The organism is Rhizobium sp. L9 (assembly GCF_002531885.1).
Classification (GTDB): Bacteria; Pseudomonadota; Alphaproteobacteria; order Rhizobiales; family Rhizobiaceae; genus Rhizobium.
In genome coordinates this window covers 112078-128195 of the sequence record NZ_NWSZ01000002.1, presented here as the reverse complement: position 1 = coordinate 128195, position 16118 = coordinate 112078, and the positions used below count along the sequence as shown (strand labels likewise).

The window sequence follows — 16118 nt, the reverse complement described above, 5'->3', positions numbered from 1 at the left end:
AATTTGCGAAACAACCCATCATGCCACCTCCTCGAACCGCTTCAGTTCGGCCGGCGCCCCCACCGTTTCCAGATAGAACCGCGTCAACAAATTCTTCGCCGTCAGCTGGCGATATTCCGCCGTGGCGCGCCAGTCGGTGAGCGGCTGGAAATCGGCGTCGAAGGCGGGGCGGGTCGCCTCGATCGTTGCTTCCGTCCAAGGTTTGCCGATCAGTTCTCCCTCCACCGTGCGAGCGCGTTTCGGCGTTGCAGCCATGCCACCGAAGGCGACACGGATGTCGGTGACCGTCTCGGCATCGTCAAGGGTCAGCAGGAAGGCGCCGAGAACGGCGGTGATGTCCTCGTCGCGGCGCTTGGTGATCTTGTAAGCCGCAAAGCGGCTGGCCTTGGGATAGGGCACGAAGACGTTTTCGACGAACTCGCCTGGCCTGCGGTCTTGTTTGCCATAGGCGATAAAGAAATCCTCGAGCGGCATTTTGCGCTGGCCTTCCAGGGAGCGCAGCGTCAGCGTCGCACCGAGCGCGATCAGCGGCGGCGGGCTGTCGCCTATCGGCGAGCCGTTGGCGATGTTGCCGCCGATCGTGCCCATGTTGCGCACCTGCTCGCCACCAATGCGGTCGATCAGCCGTCCGAGCGCCGGGATCTTTTTCGCGATCGCCGCAAAGGCGCCGGTATAGCTGACGCCGGCGCCGATGGTGACACCGTCCTCGTTTTCCGTGACCGACTGCAATTCGCTCAAGTGATTGATGAAAACGACGGGGCTCAGCCGGCGCATCTGCTTGGTCACCCAGAGACCGACATCGGTCGAGCCGGCGACCACGATCGCATCCGGTTCCTGCGAGAGAACTTCAGCCAACGCCTGGACCGAAGCAGGTACGATCAACCGGTCTTCGCTCCTGGCAATGCGGATGGTGTCGCTCGCCTGCATGGCCCAGAGCCGCGCGATGATTTCCGAACGCGCGCGCTCCAGCGGATCGAACAGCGCGCTCGGCCGCATCAGGCTCACCTGCTCGGCGGCCTTGACGATCGGCTCATAGCCGGTGCAGCGACAGAGATTGCCTTGCAATGCCTTTTCGATTTCGCGGCGGCTTGGTTTTTCCTTCGTCAGCCATAACCCGTAGAGCGACATGACGAAGCCCGGGGTGCAGAAGCCGCATTGCGAACCGTGGCAATCGACCAGCGCCTGCTGCACCGGATGCAGCGCGCCATCCCGGCCGGCCAGGTGCTCGACCGTCACCACGTGCGTGGCGTGCAGCGAGCCGGTGAAACGGATGCAGGCATTGACGGATTCATAGGCAAGCTTGCCGTCGACAAGCCGGCCGACGAGCACGGTGCAGGCGCCGCAGTCGCCTTCCGCGCATCCCTCCTTGGTGCCGGTGAGGCGCCGCTGCAACCGCAGAAAATCGAGAAGCGTCTCGGTCGGTCCGACATCGGTGAGTTCGATGTCCTCGCCATTCAGGATGAAGCGAATGCTGTCGTTCATGGTATTCCCGGTTGTTTTTCCAATGGTTAAGCCGCCGTCCAGCCACCGTCAATCGAGATGTGGGTTCCCGTCACCTGGCGGGCGGCGTCACTGGCGAGGTAGAGCGACAGCGCGCCGATCTCCTCGGCCTTGACGAATTCACGCGTCGGCTGCGCCTTGAGGATGACTTCGCTTTTCACCTGCTCCTCGGTTATGCCGCGGGCCTTGGCGGTATCGGGTATCTGCTTTTCGACGAGCGGCGTCAGCACGTAGCCGGGGCAGATGGCGTTGACCGTCACGCCGAATTCGGCAAGTTCCAGCGCCGCTGTCTTCGTCAGGCCTAATATACCATGTTTTGCCGCCACATAGGCGGATTTGAAAGGCGAGGCGACGAGGCCGTGAGCCGAGGCGATGTTGATGATGCGGCCATGCTTCTTTGCCTTCATCAGCGGAATGGCGGCGCGCATGGTGTGAAAGGAGCTCGACAGGTTGATGGCGATGATCTGGTCCCATTTTTCGATCGGGAAATCCTCGATCTTCTCGACATGCTGAATGCCTGCATTGTTGACGAGGACATCGACGCTGCCGAAGGTTTTTGCGGCCGTTTCGATCAGGTCGGCGATCTCGGGGGGCTTGGTCATGTCGGCCGGATGATAGATCGCCCGGCCTTTCGATACCGATTCAAGTCGCTCGACGATCGCCTTGATTTCATCGGCATTTCCAAACCCGTTGATGACGACGTTGTCGCCGGTTTCGGCGAAGGCGGTGGCGATCGCAAGGCCGATGCCGCTGGTGGAACCGGTGACGACGACTGATCTGCTCATGCTGCTTCTCCCTGAATGCCGATGCTGCGTCGCAGCGTTAGCCGCGAGGTTATTCCCAAAGCCGGCTGGCTGGCAATTGCGCTTTATTCGCTTTTCTCGCCCGTATCCGTGTCCTATTGATTTGCTACGATAATCACACGTTTGAGGAGGATTTCATGGGTGGATATGTTCTGGCTATCGATCAGGGGACGACATCGACGCGGGCCATCGTCTTCGATGGCGACATGCAGGTCGCCGGAAAGGGCCAGAAAGAATTCACCCAGATTTATCCGCGCTCCGGCTGGGTCGAGCATGATCCTGAGGAGATCTGGGATTCAGTCATCTCCACCATTCATATGGCGCTGCGCGAAGCCAAGGTGACGGCGAAGGACATCGCCGCCCTTGGCATCACCAACCAGCGCGAGACAGTTGTCGTCTGGGAGCGGGAGACCGGCCGACCGATCCAGAATGCCATCGTCTGGCAGGACCGGCGCACGGCAAGCTATTGCGACAACCTGAAACGGCAGGATCTGGAACGGGTTTTCACAAAGAAGACCGGACTCATCCTTGATCCCTATTTCTCGGGCACGAAGCTCTCCTGGATGCTTGCCAATGTGAAGGGGGCGCGGACGCGTGCGGCCAGAGGCGATCTCTGCTTCGGTACGATCGACACCTTCCTGATCTGGCGGCTGACGGGCGGCAAGAGCTTCGTGACCGACGCCACCAACGCTTCGCGCACACTGATGTACAACATTGCCGAAAATGCATGGGACGAGGATCTGCTCGACATTCTGAGAGTGCCGGCCGCTATGCTGCCGGAGGTCAAGGACTGCGCTGCCGATTTCGGCACGGTCGATCCGGAGATTTTCGGCGCTGCTATCCCCATCCTCGGCGTCGCCGGTGATCAGCAGGCGGCGACTATCGGTCAGGCCTGCTTTGCGCCCGGCATGCTGAAATCGACCTACGGCACCGGCTGTTTCGCGCTGCTCAATACCGGCGCCGATATGGTGCGTTCGAAAAATCGGCTGCTGACAACAATTGCCTACCGCCTGAACGGCGAGACGACCTATGCGCTCGAAGGTTCGATCTTCATCGCGGGTGCTGCCGTGCAATGGCTGCGGGACGGGCTTCGCATCATCGATAGTGCTGCCGAGACCAATGCGCTTGCCGAAAAGGCCGATCCCACGCAGGAGGTCTATCTCGTCCCGGCCTTCACCGGGCTTGGAGCGCCATATTGGGATGCCCAGGCGCGCGGCGCGATTTTCGGGCTGACGCGCAACAGCGGCCCTGCGGAGCTTTCCCGGGCGGCGCTCGAAGCCGTCTGTTACCAGACCCGGGACCTGCTCGATGCCATGCAGAAGGACTGGAAGAATGGTGCTGAGGATACGGTGCTCCGCGTCGACGGCGGCATGGTCGCATCTGACTGGACGATGCAGCGCCTCGCCGACCTGCTCGACGCTCCTGTCGACCGCCCGGTGATCCTGGAGACCACCGCCTTGGGTGCGGCCTGGCTCGCCGGCAGCCGGGCGGGGGTGTGGCCGGATAGGGATGAGTTTTCGGCAACGTGGAAACGCGACCGGCGGTTCGAGCCCGACATGGACGAGAAGGTGCGGACGGCAAAGACCAAGGGCTGGAAGAATGCAGTCAGGCGGACGTTGAGCGAAGGCTAGCCTTCGGTAAGAGCCGTGGTTCCTGCAATCGCCGCTGAGCTGGGTAATTTTTTGATGCGGCCTGTCGGGTAAGCGGTTACTCCTTCGTCATTCGGAAAGAGGAGTGACCGATGCTTTATGCAATCCTTTGTTACGCCCATGAGGAAACCGTCTTCGCCTGGAGCAAGGAGGAAGAGGCTGCCGTCATGGAGAAGCTTTACGCTGTGCAGGAGCCGCTTGCCAAAGCCGGCAAGCTGGGCCCCGTCGGCCGGCTCATGCCGACGACGGCGGCGACGACCGTGCGCAAGGGCAAGGACGAAGCTCTGGTGATTGACGGGCCGTTCGCGGAAACGAAAGAGGCGCTTCTCGGCTTTTACGTGGTTGACTTCGATACGCTCGACGAGGCGGTCGCCTTCTCGAAACAGCTATCCTCGGTCAATCCCGGCTCCACCTCTTACGAAATTCGGCCTTTCTACGTGTTCCGGCCGGGAGATGCTGCATCATGACCGACATTGCCTGGATCGACCTCGCGCTTGCCTCTGCCCGGCCGAAGGCGCTCGGCGCGCTGCTGCGCTATTTCCGCGATCTCGACACCGCGGAAGAAGCGTTCCAGGAGGCATGCCTGAGGGCGATCCGGACATGGCCGGAAAAGGGACCGCCGCGCGACCCGACGGCATGGCTCATTTTCGTCGGTCGCAACAGCGGTATCGACGCGGTGCGCAAACGCTCGAAGCTTCAGGCGCTGCCGGACGAGGACCTCATTTCCGATACCGAGGATGCCGAAAGCGACATTGTCGAGCGGCTGGATGATTCCAATTATCGCGACGATATCCTGCGGCTTCTCTTCATCTGCTGCCATCCCGATCTGCCGGCGACCCAGCAGATCGCGCTGGCGCTGCGCATCGTCTCCGGCCTTTCGGTGACGCAGATCGCGCGCGCATTCCTTGTCTCCGAAAGCGCCATGGAGCAGCGCATCACCCGGGCCAAGGCGCGTGTCGCGAAGGCCGGCGTGCCTTTCGAAACGCCGAGCCCCGAGGAGAGGGCCGAGCGTCTTTCGATCGTCAGCACGATGATCTATCTCATCTTCAACGAGGGCTACAGTCAGGCGGATCCCGAACATGGGGCGGCCGCCTTCAGCGACGAGGCGATCCGGCTGGGACGCCTGATGCTGCACATCTCTCCGTCGGAACCGGAGTTGATGGGGTTGCTTGCGCTCATGCTTCTGCAGATATCGCGCCGCCCGGCGCGCTTCAGCGCCGGAGGAGAGATCGTGCTGCTCGAGGATCAGGACCGCTCTCTCTGGAACCAGCTTTTCATCAATGAGGCCCTGGCGCTGCTCGACAAGGCGCTGCGCCACCGCCAACCTGGCCCCTACCAGCTTCAGGCTGCCATCGCCGCCATCCATTCCCGCGCGAAACGGGCCGAAGACACCGACTGGACGGAAATCGATCTGCTTTACCGCGCGCTGGAGCGTGTTCAGCCGTCGCCTGTCGTAACGCTCAATCGCGCGGTCGTCGTTTCCAAGCTGCACGGGCCCCAGGCAGCGCTGGATCTCATCGATCCGCTCGGCGAGAAGCTCGGGGGCTATTTCTATTATCACGGTCTGCGGGGCGGGCTGCTGAAGCAGCTTGGCTTGACCAGCCAAGCGCGCGAAGCCTTCGACCATGCCATCGCGCTTGCCCATTCGGCGGCGGAAGCCGCCCATATCCGCCGGCAGATCGACAAGATGCAGGAAGAGGCGGCGCAGCCGATTGCAAATTAATTTCGGCGTGCTGTCGGAACGGCGAAGTTTGACACGTCCTTGTAACAACCTGATACGAACCGGGTTTCACTCAAACGGAGAGATGTTGAAATGACCGCCAGCACGCAACATGAACTCGTCCTTGTTCGCGAATTCGACGCTTCGCGCGAGAAGATTTACAAAGCCTGGACCGATCCGGACCTGCTGAAGCAATGGTTCGTGCCGCGCCCCTGGGGTGTGGCGGAAGCAACGCTCGACGTGCGGCCCGGCGGCTCCAGCGCTGTCGTCATGCAGGATCCCGAGGGCAATCAGTATCCGAACCGCGGCGTCTATCTGGAGGTGGTCGAGAACGAGAAGATCGTCTTCACCGACGCCTATTGCAGCGCCTGGGTGCCGGCTGACAAGCCTTTCTTCACCGTCGTCATCCTGCTGGAAGACCTCGGCAACGGCAGGACGAAATATACGGCCAGGGCGCTGCACTGGCGCGCCGAGGACAAGGAAGCGCACGAGAAGATGGGCTTCCATGAGGGATGGGGCAAGGCCGCGGACCAGCTGGCGGAACTGCTGGCGACGATGTGATTGCTGGGGACGGCGAGGGGTAGGCCTCGCCTTCCCGACGCTTCAAGTGCGGCGTGAGGTTGCTTGGAAGATGATTCCGCTGGGGCTTAGAAGTCGTTGAATTCAGATTCGAATTGGGGATTCGGGCGCGTCGGTGTCTCTGTCGACGTGGGATCTATCCTGTGCCAATCTGCTGTTATGAAAGGGTACGTCTATATCCTCGCATCCGCACGCAACGGCAAGCTCTATACCGGCGTGACGCGTGATCTTGCCGGCCGGCTATTCGAGCATCAGAATGAGCTGACGCCGGGTTTTACGTCGAAGTATGGTGTCAAGACGCTGGTGTGGTTCGAAGAACATGATCTGCTGACGACAGCGATCACGCGTGAAAAGACGATTAAGAAAATGGCCGCGACTGTGGAAGCTCGATCTGATCGAGCGGGAGAATCCCGAATGGGAGGACATTTCGTTTCATCTCTTGGGCCTGGAGAGGATGAGTCTCCTGTCGCGCGGACGACGACTGCTGGATTCCTGTGACAAGCACAGGAATCCAGCAGCGCCGTGTCTACGGCGCAAAGACTCTTTAAATCGTCCTGTCTTCACCCAATCATACCGCGCAGTTGGTGCCCGTCGAGCCCGTGAAAACTAACGCCTATCAAGATTCTCGAACGATCCGTTCCACAATTTGTGTTTGCGCTCCATCACCTCCATCCTTATCTCCGGATCGAGTTCAACAGGATGCCGATGATGGAACTGGGGCTTTACACATTCGCCGATGTCAATCCTAATCCCTCCCGCAGTAAGGGAGCTGAGGGGGCCGAGCGGCTGAAGCATCTGATCGAGGAGATCGAGCTTGCCGATCAAGTGGGGCTCGACGTCTTCGGACTCGGCGAACATCATCGGCCGGATTATGCGGTATCGGCCCCCGCCGTGGCGTTGGCGGCTGCGGCCGTCAAAACCAAAAACATCCGGCTGACCAGCGCCGTGACGGTGCTCTCCTCGGACGATCCGGTGCGGGTGTTCCAGCAGTTTTCGACACTTGATCTCATTTCCAACGGCCGTGCCGAGATCATGGCAGGGCGTGGCTCTTTCATCGAGTCCTTCCCGCTGTTCGGCTACAATCTCGAGGATTACGACCAGCTGTTCGAGGAGAAGCTCGATCTGCTGCTGGCGTTGCGCGACGACGAGACTGTCACGTGGAAGGGGGAGCTTCGCGCGGCGATCAACGGACGCGGTGTCTATCCGAGGCCGCTGCAGGATCCGCTGCCGCTGTGGATCGCGGTTGGCGGCACACCGCAGTCGGTGGCGCGCGCCGGCGCACTCGGACTGCCGGTGGCGCTCGCGATCATCGGCGGCGAGCCGCGCCGGTTTGCGCCGCTGTTCGATCTCTACCGCGAGGCGGCGCGCCGGGCGGGGCAGGATCAGGCGAAACTGAAGACCAGCATCAATGTCCATGGCTTCATCGCCGACACGACCGAGAGAGCGGCTGACCAGTTCTACGGCCCACAGGCCGAGGTAATGAACCGTATCGGCGGCGAGCGCGGCTGGGGACCGACGAGCCGTGCGCATTTCGATCTGTCGCGCGGGCCGAACGGCGCGCTCTTCGTCGGCGGTCCCGAAGCGGCTGCGGAAAAGATTATCGCCCATCACGCGATATTCAAGAACGACCGCTTCCTGCTGCAGATGGCGATCGGCTTGATGCCGCATGATCAGATCATGCGCGGCATCGAGCTCTACGGGACGAAAGTCGCGCCGATCGTCAGAAAGGCATTGACTGAAAGGGGCGAAGGGGCGAAAGCCACGGCTTGATTAGCGCAATTCCTCAGCGCGTCCTGCCGGACGCGTGCTCTAAGGCGGCCGCGGCCGTCGCGTGCAGGCCGGAAGAGACGAATGGTAATCGCAAACGACGATGAACTGACAAAGCTCAAAGAGATCGGCCGGATCTGCGCCAACGCCATCCAGGTGATGGCGGCGGCGATGGAGCCGGGCATGACGACGCTGGAGCTCGACCGGATCGGCCGCAAGGTGCTCGAGGATTCCGGCGCGCGCTCGGCGCCGGAGTTCTGTTACCAGTTTCCCGGTGCCACCTGCATCAGCGTCAACGAAGAAATCGCCCACGGCATTCCAGGTGCGCGTGTCATCCAAGCCGGCGACCTGATCAATATCGACGTCTCGGCGGAAAAGGACGGCTTCTTCGCAGATACCGGCGCTTCCTTTGCGATGCCGCCGGTCAAGCCGAAGATCGAACGCCTCTGCCGCGACGGCAAGCGGGCGCTCTGGGTGGGGCTCAATCAGGTGAAAGCGGGCGAACCTCTGGCAAAGATCGGCACCGCCGTCGGCGCTTTCGCGCAGAAGAACCGCTATACGCTGGTCGCCAATCTGGCGAGCCACGGCGTCGGCCGCTCGCTGCACGAGGAGCCGGCCGAGCTCTCGACCTGGCCGGATCCGTCGGAAAAGCGAGTGACGACAGATGGCCTCGTCTTCACCGTCGAGCCGTTTCTTTCGCTCGGCGCGACCTGGGCCGAAGGCGGGGACGATGCGTGGACGCTTTATGCCGATCCGAAGGCGCCGACTGTGCAATTCGAGCACACGGTGGTTGCGACGCGGAATGGGCCGGTGATTTTGACGCTGCCGGATGGGCGGGTGTAGGGTTTCATCGTCAGCGCGCCCGCCTCGTCCTTCGAGGCCCCTGCGGGCGCCTCAGGATGAGACTCTCTTGGAGGCTGTGCCCATATTCCTGCGCCCGCGGTCATAAGCGCGGCATCCTCCAAAGCCGCTCATGCTGAGGTGCGCAGCCCATAGGGCGAAGCCTCGAAGCACGTCGTAACGCCGCTCCTTGCATCCATCGAACTCGGAGCGCTCACCTCATCCATCGACTTTCGCAGAATTGATCAATCAATCAGAAATAGTCGTTTGCGATGCCGGTGCTGCAGGGCGATAAGCGCTGCATGCTTTCTCGCCCACCCCATTCTTTACCAAACTTAGTTTCGACGGCCGCCGCCGGCGCCGTAGCCATGGCGGCGGCCATGGGCTTCGGGCGCTTCTCCTACACGCCGATCCTGCCCGGCATGATGAGCGGCGTGCCGCTTTCTGCGGCCGATGCCGGTTTTATCGCGTCGGCGAATTTCGTCGGCTATCTCATCGGCGCCGTGCTGGCGGCCTATGGCTGGGCGACGGGGCGCGAACGGCTGGTGGCGCTTGCGGCATTGCTGGCCAACGCAATCCTGCTCGCCGCAATGGCCGCCACCGATTCCGTTGCGGTCTTTGCCGTCATCCGGTTCTTCGCCGGTCTCGCCAGCGCTTTTGCGATGGTCTTCACCTCGTCGATCGTGCTGAGCCACGGTGCTGCTGCCGGCAATGACCATGTGCAGGCGGCGCATTTCGGCGGGCCTGGAGCGGGCATTGCGCTTTCGTCGGTCATGGTGCTCCTGATTGGTCTTGGCTTTCACGATGAGCCGGGCGGCTGGCGCGCCGATTGGATCGGCGGAGCGCTCTATTGCGTGGCAAGTCTCGCCGTCGTCTGGTGGCTCTTGCCCACGGCGCCGGCACAAACAGCGCGAACGGGCAAGGAACCGGCGCTCAACTGGAGCCGGCCGATGTTGCTTGTCACGCTCTCCTACGGCCTGTTCGGCTTCGGCTACGTCATCACGGCAACGTTTCTCGTCACCATCGCGCGGCTATCTGCGACGGGAGCTTTCATCGAGTTTCTCTGCTGGTTTATCGCCGGGGTGACGTCGGCGGTTGCCCTCTTCGCCTGGAAGCCGCTGGTGAGGCCGCTTGGGCTCGGCGGCGTCTATGTTGCGGCCCTTGTGGCCGAGGCTGTCGGCGTGCTTGCGACCGTGGCGTTGCCGCCCTCGGTCGCGCCGCTGATCGGCGGGGCTCTGTTTGGAGCAACGTTCCTCGCGATCACGGCTTACGGGCTGCAGATCGGCCGCAAGCTTGCTCCCGAGAGTCCGCGGCGGATACTGGCAATGATGACGGCCGCCTTCGGAGTGGGCCAGATTGTTGGGCCGGCCGTCGCCGGCCGGCTAGCCGAACGCTCAGGCAGCTTTACCGTGCCGACGATAATCGCCGCCGCAGCACTTCTTGTCTGCGCGGCGCTCGTGATGCCGGTCATCAGGAAAATCGTCTAACCGGTTACATCTGCGTAACAATCGGTCAAACCCATTGCTGCTTCCTTCGAACTGCCGTAGTTTCCGGCACAAAGTGTTCCGACACTCCCGAGACTCACAGTTCAGGAAAGCAAAGCCCCCCGTGTTTCATTCCTTCTTTCCCCAGCCGAAGCTCTTTTTCATCTCTGCGGCCGTTTGGACGCTCGCATGCATTTTCTTTTGGTATTTCATCGGGATCGAGCTAGCGACCAGTCTCGGCTTTCCTCCGCTGGCTGAAGATGCTCAGCCGGTCGGAGCTGCGTTCTTCGTCGCACCTGCCAATTTATCGTTCTATGTATTTTTTATCATCTGCTCGGCCTTATTCTGCGGTGCGTGGCACATACTCGCCAATGATCACCCTTGGAAAATATGGTCCGTCTGGGGGTCGGCACTTATTATTTTCATCACTTATTTCGGCGTCCAGATGGACGTCGCAATCAACGTCTGGCGCGGACCTTTCTTTGATCTTCTTCAAAATGCATTGGCTGGAAAACCAGGTATCACTAATGAGAGCTTCTATGACTTGATCTGGAAGTTCTTTGAGATTGGTACAGTGAGCGTGATTGTATCCGTTTTGTCCGCGTTTCTCATTAACCACTATGTATTGCGCTGGCGGATAGCGATGAACGATTTTTACATGTCGAAGTGGCAAAAGCTTCGTCACATCGAAGGAGCGTCGCAACGTGTTCAAGAAGATACAATGCGGTTTGCCAACATCCTTGAGGGGCTCGGCGTGAGCCTTATCGGCTCGGTTATGACTCTTATTGTTTTCTTGCCGATCCTATCGGCGTTATCTAATCATGTAACCGATCTGCCAATCCTAGGTGCGATTCCAAATTCCCTCGTCTGGCTCGCGCTTGGCTGGTCGGTTTTAGGCACCATCCTCTTGGCAGTCGTAGGCGTAAAGCTGCCGGGTTTGAATTTTCGCAACCAACGTGTTGAGGCGGCCTATCGTAAAGAGCTTGTTTATGGCGAAGATCACGAAGACAGAGCCCAGCCAGTGACTGTGGCGGGACTGTTTGCGAACGTTAGGCGAAACTATTTCCGCATGTACTTTCACTATCTTTATTTCAATTTTGCGCGTTTTTCATATGGGCAGCTGGATGCAATATTTCTTTATTTCGTCTTGGTTCCGACTTTTGTTGCGCATAAGATCACGCTTGGGATATGGCAGCAGATTGCTACGGCTTTTGGTCAGGTCAGCAATTCCTTTCAGTATCTCGTAAGCTCTTGGACGACGATTATCGAGCTGCTCTCCATCCACAAGCGCCTTAAAGCCTTCGAGGCGGCAATCGACGACGCACCGCTGCCTGCGATTGATCAGCACTATCTGGAGCGCGAGGCGGGTGTCGTGCATGCGGATGGTTGATGGGTAAGGCTTCTACGGGTGGGACGGTGGCATCACGGCGGCACCTCTCGTCCCAGAAACTCTTGTCAGAGCCCTGACGTCCGCTCCAGTTTTCCGCGCGCCTCAAGTATCGGAATCGCTTCGGAATAGCTTACACAGGCGACATCCGCCCGATGGCAGACAACGCTGACGAGGCGGTCGAGCGCGCGCCAGTAGGCGCCGCCGTTCATTTCGACGAAATGGAAGCCGAGTTGGAGAGGGATGCGGTCGCCGTTATACTGGCGGTCGAAGGCTTGGGAGAAGGCGGCGTAGGCGCGGTCCTCGAATGCCTTCGTATCCGCGCTGTCCTCCTCACCCTTGGAATGGCGAACGAAGAGGTTGTAGTCCATGCCAATGACCGGCTTTTCGCTGGGGCCTTCGGGAATCAGGGGGAGGCCGAAGCGGTGGATGCCGTCTTCCTCGACAGGCATCGCCGGGCCTTTGGTCACGAGGCTTGCGTCATAGGTGAAGCCCGCCTTCTTTTCGGCGGCGATCATGTCGGCGCCCGCCGTCGCCGAGAGATAGGGGGCGCGAATGCCTTTGATGCCATGGTCGACTAGATCCTGCCAGCCGGCGGGTTCTTCGAGGCCGACGCTCTTCCAGGCATTTTTCAACGTAGCATGGAAGATCGCGTATTCGGCTGACCAGTCGGCTGCGGTCCAGAGGCGGCCGTCAAAATGGCCGCAGGCATGGCTTGCTATGTCGTGCCCTTCAAGATGTGCATGCCAGATATTGCCAAGGCGCTCGCGGATCTCGTCGTCACTCTGGGCAAAACCGACATTGGATTTGCCGCGTTTCTGGTGCGGCGCCTGGTAGGCTCTCTTCGCCGCCTCGTTCATCAGGAAGGTGCAGGAAAGGAAATAGGTGAAGTGGGCGCCGTTCTTCGCCGCCATCTCGCGGCTCTTCAGCCAGAGCGCGTTGTCATGGGCGCCGTCGAAAGAGATGATGACGAGTTGCTTCGGCAGATCGGCCGCCTTTGCCGCCGCGGGAAGAACGAGGGAGGCGACCAGACACGTGGCGAGGAGAGGACGAGACATGGGCACCGCGACAATTTGCTCGCGGTTTCCCTCCGATAGAATTGCGGCGAAGCTGCGGTCACAACTGGCATTTTTTCCCGCCAGCCGCTAAGCAATGTCAATCTGCACGGAAGGGACCGCAATGGCACTGCTTATCATCGGCATCATACTTTTTCTCGGTGTGCATCTGGTGCGGGTGGTGGCTCCTGGCCTGCGCCGCTCGATGATCGCAAGCCTCGGCGAAAAGGGTTGGCGGGCCGGGTATTCGATCGCGAGCATTCTCACGCTGATCCTCCTGATCTACGGTTTCGGCCAGGCGCGGCAGGTGACCGGCATGCTTTACAATCCGCCAGTGTGGACGGCGCATATCGCCATCACGCTGATGCTGATCGCGATGATCTGTCTCGTCGCCTCGCTGCTGCCGGCGGGGCATATAGCTACCAAGACCAAACATCCGATGGTGCTGTCGGTGAAGATCTGGGCTCTGGCGCATCTGCTCGCCAATGGCGAGACGTCGTCGGTCCTGCTGTTTGGGGCGTTTCTTGCCTGGGGCGTGATCGTGCGCATTTCGCTCAAGCGCCGCGAGCGGGCGGGCGAAATCACGCTTCGGCCCTTCGTCTCGGCCAAGTACGACCTCTATGCTGCCGTCATCGGTATCCTCGTCTGGGCGCTGATCATCTGGAAGCTGCACGAATGGCTGATCGGCGTTTCACCGCTCGCTACGTGACGAATCTTTCACATCCCCCTTACAACGGCGGCAAAATGGAGTAGAAGGCCGGGCAATGCGCATTTTGCGCAAAGTTATGGGTATTTCCGCGGCCGGAGACGAGAATGGCATTTAACGACGACAGCTTCATCCGTGAAGTCAACGAGGAATTGCGGTCCGATCAGATGAAGGGCGCCTGGCGCCGGTTCGGCCGCTATATTATTGTCGTCGCCATCCTGATCGTCGCCGGCACCGCCGGCAAGGTTCTCTATGAATATTGGGACGATACCCGCTCCTCTGGCGCTGGCGACCAGTTTCTGGCGGCGATGAAGCTTGCCGACGAGAACAAGAACGACGAGGCGCTGGCCGCGCTTGAAAAGCTGGAAAAGGAAGGCCATGGCGCCTATCCGGTGCTGGCGCGCATGCGGTCTGCGACCGTCCAGGCGCAGAAGGGCGATGCTGCTGCTGCAATCGCCGCCTTCACCGCGATCGGCAAAGACAACGGCGTGCCGGCTGCCGTGCGCGATGTCGCCAAAATGCGCGCGGGCTGGCTGCTGATCGAGAACGGTTCCTATGAGCAGGTTTCAGCCGCGATCGAAGAAATGGCCGTGCCGAGTAACGCCTTCCGTCATTCGGCGCGCGAAGCACTCGGTCTGGCCGCCTACAAGGCCGGCAACATGGCGCAAGCGCGGCAATGGTTCCAATCGATTGTCGACGACACCGGCAGCCCGCGTCCTGTTGCCAATCGGGCTCAGATGATGCTTGATCTCATTACCGCATCCGGCAAGGCGCCCGCCGCGCAGGGCTGAGTTTTAAGGAAAAAGAATGAGTTTCACGGTCGCCATCGTCGGTCGTCCGAATGTCGGCAAGTCGACGCTTTTCAACCGTCTGGTGGGCAAGAAGCTTGCGCTCGTCGATGATACACCCGGCGTGACGCGCGACCGCCGGCCGGGTGATGCGCGGCTGATGGGGCTGACCTTTACGATTATTGACACGGCCGGTCTGGAAGAAGCCGACGAGGAGAGCCTGCAGGGCCGAATGCGCGCGCAGACCGAAGCGGCAATCGACGAGGCCGATCTTTCGCTTTTCGTCGTCGACGCCAAGAACGGGCTGACACCGGTGGATACGGCGCTTGCGGAAATGCTGCGCCGGCGCGGCAAGCCGGTCGTGCTCGTCGCCAACAAATCCGAAGCGCGCGGCTCCGACAGCGGCTTCTATGACGCCTATACACTGGGGCTGGGCGAGCCGACGCCGATTTCGGCCGAGCACGGGCAAGGCATGCTCGATCTGCGCGACGCGATCGTCGAGGCGATTGGCAAGGACCGGGCCTACGCCAAGGACGATGTTGCCGTCACGGACGTCGATATTCCCCACTCGGCTGATGAGGGTGAGGACGAGGACGAAGAGCCAGCTTATGACGAGACCAAGCCACTGCGAGTGGCAATCGTCGGCCGTCCCAACGCCGGCAAGTCGACGCTGATAAACCGCTTCCTCGGTGAGGACCGGCTCTTGACCGGGCCTGAGGCAGGCATTACCCGCGATTCCATCTCGGTCGAATGGGACTGGCGCGGCCGCACCATCAAGATGTTCGACACCGCCGGCATGCGCCGCAAGGCGCGGGTGACCGAGAAACTGGAGAAGCTTTCTGTCGCCGATGCGCTGCGCGCCATCCGTTTTGCCGAAACCGTCGTCATCGTTTTCGATGCGACAATCCCGTTCGAGAAGCAGGACCTGCAGATTGTCGACCTGGTGCTGCGTGAGGGCCGCGCGGCCGTGCTTGCCTTCAACAAATGGGACATGATCGAGGACCGCCAGGCGGTGCTTGCGGATCTCCGCGAAAAGACCGACCGGTTGCTGCCGCAGGCGCGCGGCATTCGCGCCGTGCCGATCTCCGGCCAGACCGGCTGGGGACTCGACAAGCTGATGCAGTCGATCATTGATACGGACAGGGTCTGGAACAAGCGTATTTCGACGGCGCGGCTCAATCGCTGGCTGGAGACGCAGCAGATCCAGCATCCGCCACCGGCCGTTTCCGGCCGCCGCATCAAGCTGAAGTACATGACACAGGTCAAGGCCCGTCCGCCGGCCTTCATGATTTCCTGCACCCGCTCGGACGCGCTGCCGGAATCCTATACGCGCTACCTGATCAACGGGTTACGCGCCGATTTCGACATGCCGAGCGTGCCGATCCGCATCCATTTCCGTTCGCCTGATAATCCGTACGAGTCGAAGAAGAGACGGACGTAGGGGCGCGCTTGCAATGATTGGTGGCCCATTAGGCCTGCGCCATGCGGCAGCCATCTGCAGGTGCTAAGCCACGCTTCTATTCAGCGCTTCGCTCAGCGCTAAGATCTCGGATAGCAGCCCGCTGAAATCGACTGCATCAGGGCCGATCTCGGCGGCGATGCAGTCGGTGATGATGGTTTTTTCTTGTAGGTGCTTGCCTTCCCCCGTCGGCCGAAGCACGACCACGCGTTGGTCATCCTCGCGCCTGATGTAGCCGGCGCCTTTCCAGGCGTTCGAGCAATGGGGTCCGGGAGTGTGATTCCAGGAAGAGCTTTTCGCAGAGGCTGCCGACGCTCCGGCCGTCCTCGCCTCACAGCGCGACCCTAACGCCGGCCGTCCGCAGCACGATTGTGGTCGCGA

Annotated in this window: 14 protein-coding genes and 2 pseudogenes; 12 read left to right on the top strand and 4 right to left on the bottom strand. The window is 60.9% G+C overall.

Annotated features, from left to right (window positions below; all coding sequences use genetic code 11):
• Nucleotides 1-18: 18 nt before the first annotated feature.
• Both xdhA and CO660_RS01140 read right to left on the bottom strand, forming a co-directional pair.
• Complete coding sequence (gene xdhA / locus CO660_RS01145) at nucleotides 19-1482, bottom strand: xanthine dehydrogenase small subunit (protein ID WP_097597009.1); 1464 nt, start codon at nucleotides 1480-1482, stop codon at nucleotides 19-21.
• A gap of 26 nt (nucleotides 1483-1508) precedes the next feature.
• Complete coding sequence (locus CO660_RS01140; protein ID WP_097597008.1) at nucleotides 1509-2285, bottom strand: 3-hydroxybutyrate dehydrogenase; 777 nt, start codon at nucleotides 2283-2285, stop codon at nucleotides 1509-1511.
• Between the two features lie 155 nt (nucleotides 2286-2440).
• On the opposite strand from CO660_RS01140, the gene glpK reads away from it, so the two are divergent.
• The 9 genes and pseudogenes from glpK (at nucleotide 2441) to sbmA (ending at nucleotide 11732) form a co-directional block, all read left to right on the top strand.
• Nucleotides 2441-3934, top strand: a complete 1494-nt coding sequence (glpK, locus tag CO660_RS01135; protein WP_097597007.1) for a glycerol kinase GlpK — start codon at nucleotides 2441-2443, stop codon at nucleotides 3932-3934.
• 110 nt (nucleotides 3935-4044) lie between these two features.
• Nucleotides 4045-4419, top strand: coding sequence for a YciI family protein (locus CO660_RS01130; protein WP_008530596.1), 375 nt, complete (start codon nucleotides 4045-4047; stop codon nucleotides 4417-4419).
• Nucleotides 4416-5675 (top strand): RNA polymerase sigma factor, encoded by a 1260-nt coding sequence (locus CO660_RS01125; protein WP_097597006.1) that lies wholly within the window; start codon nucleotides 4416-4418, stop codon nucleotides 5673-5675. The genes CO660_RS01130 and CO660_RS01125 overlap by 4 nt, the downstream gene beginning before the upstream one ends.
• 90 nt (nucleotides 5676-5765) lie before the next feature.
• Entirely contained in the window at nucleotides 5766-6233 is a 468-nt protein-coding gene (locus CO660_RS01120; protein WP_097597005.1) for an SRPBCC family protein, read from the top strand.
• 177 nt (nucleotides 6234-6410) lie between these two features.
• Nucleotides 6411-6699 (top strand): annotated as a pseudogene (locus tag CO660_RS01115) (GIY-YIG nuclease family protein); the annotation flags it as partial.
• A 260-nt stretch (nucleotides 6700-6959) separates the two neighbouring features.
• Nucleotides 6960-8021, top strand: coding sequence for an LLM class flavin-dependent oxidoreductase (locus CO660_RS01110; protein ID WP_097597129.1), 1062 nt, complete (start codon nucleotides 6960-6962; stop codon nucleotides 8019-8021).
• An 81-nt stretch (nucleotides 8022-8102) separates the two neighbouring features.
• On the top strand, nucleotides 8103-8861 hold the full coding sequence (gene map / locus CO660_RS01105; protein WP_085778980.1) for a type I methionyl aminopeptidase: 759 nt from the start codon (nucleotides 8103-8105) through the stop codon (nucleotides 8859-8861).
• Between the two features lie 269 nt (nucleotides 8862-9130).
• Complete coding sequence (locus CO660_RS01100; RefSeq protein WP_097597004.1) at nucleotides 9131-10345, top strand: YbfB/YjiJ family MFS transporter; 1215 nt, start codon at nucleotides 9131-9133, stop codon at nucleotides 10343-10345.
• A gap of 121 nt (nucleotides 10346-10466) precedes the next feature.
• The gene (gene sbmA / locus CO660_RS01095; RefSeq protein WP_097597003.1) at nucleotides 10467-11732 is read left to right on the top strand and encodes a peptide antibiotic transporter SbmA; all 1266 of its coding nucleotides are present in this window, start codon (nucleotides 10467-10469) and stop codon (nucleotides 11730-11732) included.
• Nucleotides 11733-11797: 65 nt separating this feature from the next.
• On the opposite strand, the gene CO660_RS01090 is transcribed toward sbmA, so the two are convergent.
• Nucleotides 11798-12787, bottom strand: a complete 990-nt coding sequence (locus CO660_RS01090; RefSeq protein ID WP_097597002.1) for a polysaccharide deacetylase — start codon at nucleotides 12785-12787, stop codon at nucleotides 11798-11800.
• 121 nt (nucleotides 12788-12908) lie between these two features.
• On the opposite strand from CO660_RS01090, the gene CO660_RS01085 reads away from it, so the two are divergent.
• From CO660_RS01085 to der, 3 genes are all read left to right on the top strand, one after another.
• A complete protein-coding gene (locus CO660_RS01085; RefSeq protein ID WP_097597001.1) occupies nucleotides 12909-13493 on the top strand; it encodes an NnrU family protein in 585 nt (194 codons plus the stop codon).
• A 104-nt stretch (nucleotides 13494-13597) separates the two neighbouring features.
• Entirely contained in the window at nucleotides 13598-14281 is a 684-nt protein-coding gene (locus CO660_RS01080) for a tetratricopeptide repeat protein (RefSeq protein WP_097597000.1), read from the top strand.
• Nucleotides 14282-14297: 16 nt separating this feature from the next.
• Complete coding sequence (gene der / locus CO660_RS01075; protein WP_097596999.1) at nucleotides 14298-15719, top strand: ribosome biogenesis GTPase Der; 1422 nt, start codon at nucleotides 14298-14300, stop codon at nucleotides 15717-15719.
• Between the two features lie 63 nt (nucleotides 15720-15782).
• Here the strand turns inward: der and CO660_RS34435 are convergent.
• Nucleotides 15783-16080 (bottom strand): annotated as a pseudogene (locus CO660_RS34435) (MarR family transcriptional regulator); the annotation flags it as partial.
• Nucleotides 16081-16118: the final 38 nt, after the last annotated feature.

Coding starts and splice junctions, on each gene's coding strand:
- CO660_RS01080 (WP_097597000.1), top strand. CDS start 13,598: ATGGCATTTAACGACGACAGCTTCATCCGTGAAGTCAACGAGGAATTG.
- CO660_RS01110 (WP_097597129.1), top strand. CDS start 6,960: ATGGAACTGGGGCTTTACACATTCGCCGATGTCAATCCTAATCCCTCC.
- CO660_RS01125 (WP_097597006.1), top strand. CDS start 4,416: ATGACCGACATTGCCTGGATCGACCTCGCGCTTGCCTCTGCCCGGCCG.
- CO660_RS01120 (WP_097597005.1), top strand. CDS start 5,766: ATGACCGCCAGCACGCAACATGAACTCGTCCTTGTTCGCGAATTCGAC.
- CO660_RS01130 (WP_008530596.1), top strand. CDS start 4,045: ATGCTTTATGCAATCCTTTGTTACGCCCATGAGGAAACCGTCTTCGCC.
- CO660_RS01090 (WP_097597002.1), bottom strand. CDS start 12,787: ATGTCTCGTCCTCTCCTCGCCACGTGTCTGGTCGCCTCCCTCGTTCTT.
- map (WP_085778980.1), top strand. CDS start 8,103: ATGGTAATCGCAAACGACGATGAACTGACAAAGCTCAAAGAGATCGGC.
- CO660_RS01085 (WP_097597001.1), top strand. CDS start 12,909: ATGGCACTGCTTATCATCGGCATCATACTTTTTCTCGGTGTGCATCTG.
- CO660_RS01140 (WP_097597008.1), bottom strand. CDS start 2,285: ATGAGCAGATCAGTCGTCGTCACCGGTTCCACCAGCGGCATCGGCCTT.
- glpK (WP_097597007.1), top strand. CDS start 2,441: ATGGGTGGATATGTTCTGGCTATCGATCAGGGGACGACATCGACGCGG.
- CO660_RS01100 (WP_097597004.1), top strand. CDS start 9,131: ATGCCGGTGCTGCAGGGCGATAAGCGCTGCATGCTTTCTCGCCCACCC.
- xdhA (WP_097597009.1), bottom strand. CDS start 1,482: ATGAACGACAGCATTCGCTTCATCCTGAATGGCGAGGACATCGAACTC.
- der (WP_097596999.1), top strand. CDS start 14,298: ATGAGTTTCACGGTCGCCATCGTCGGTCGTCCGAATGTCGGCAAGTCG.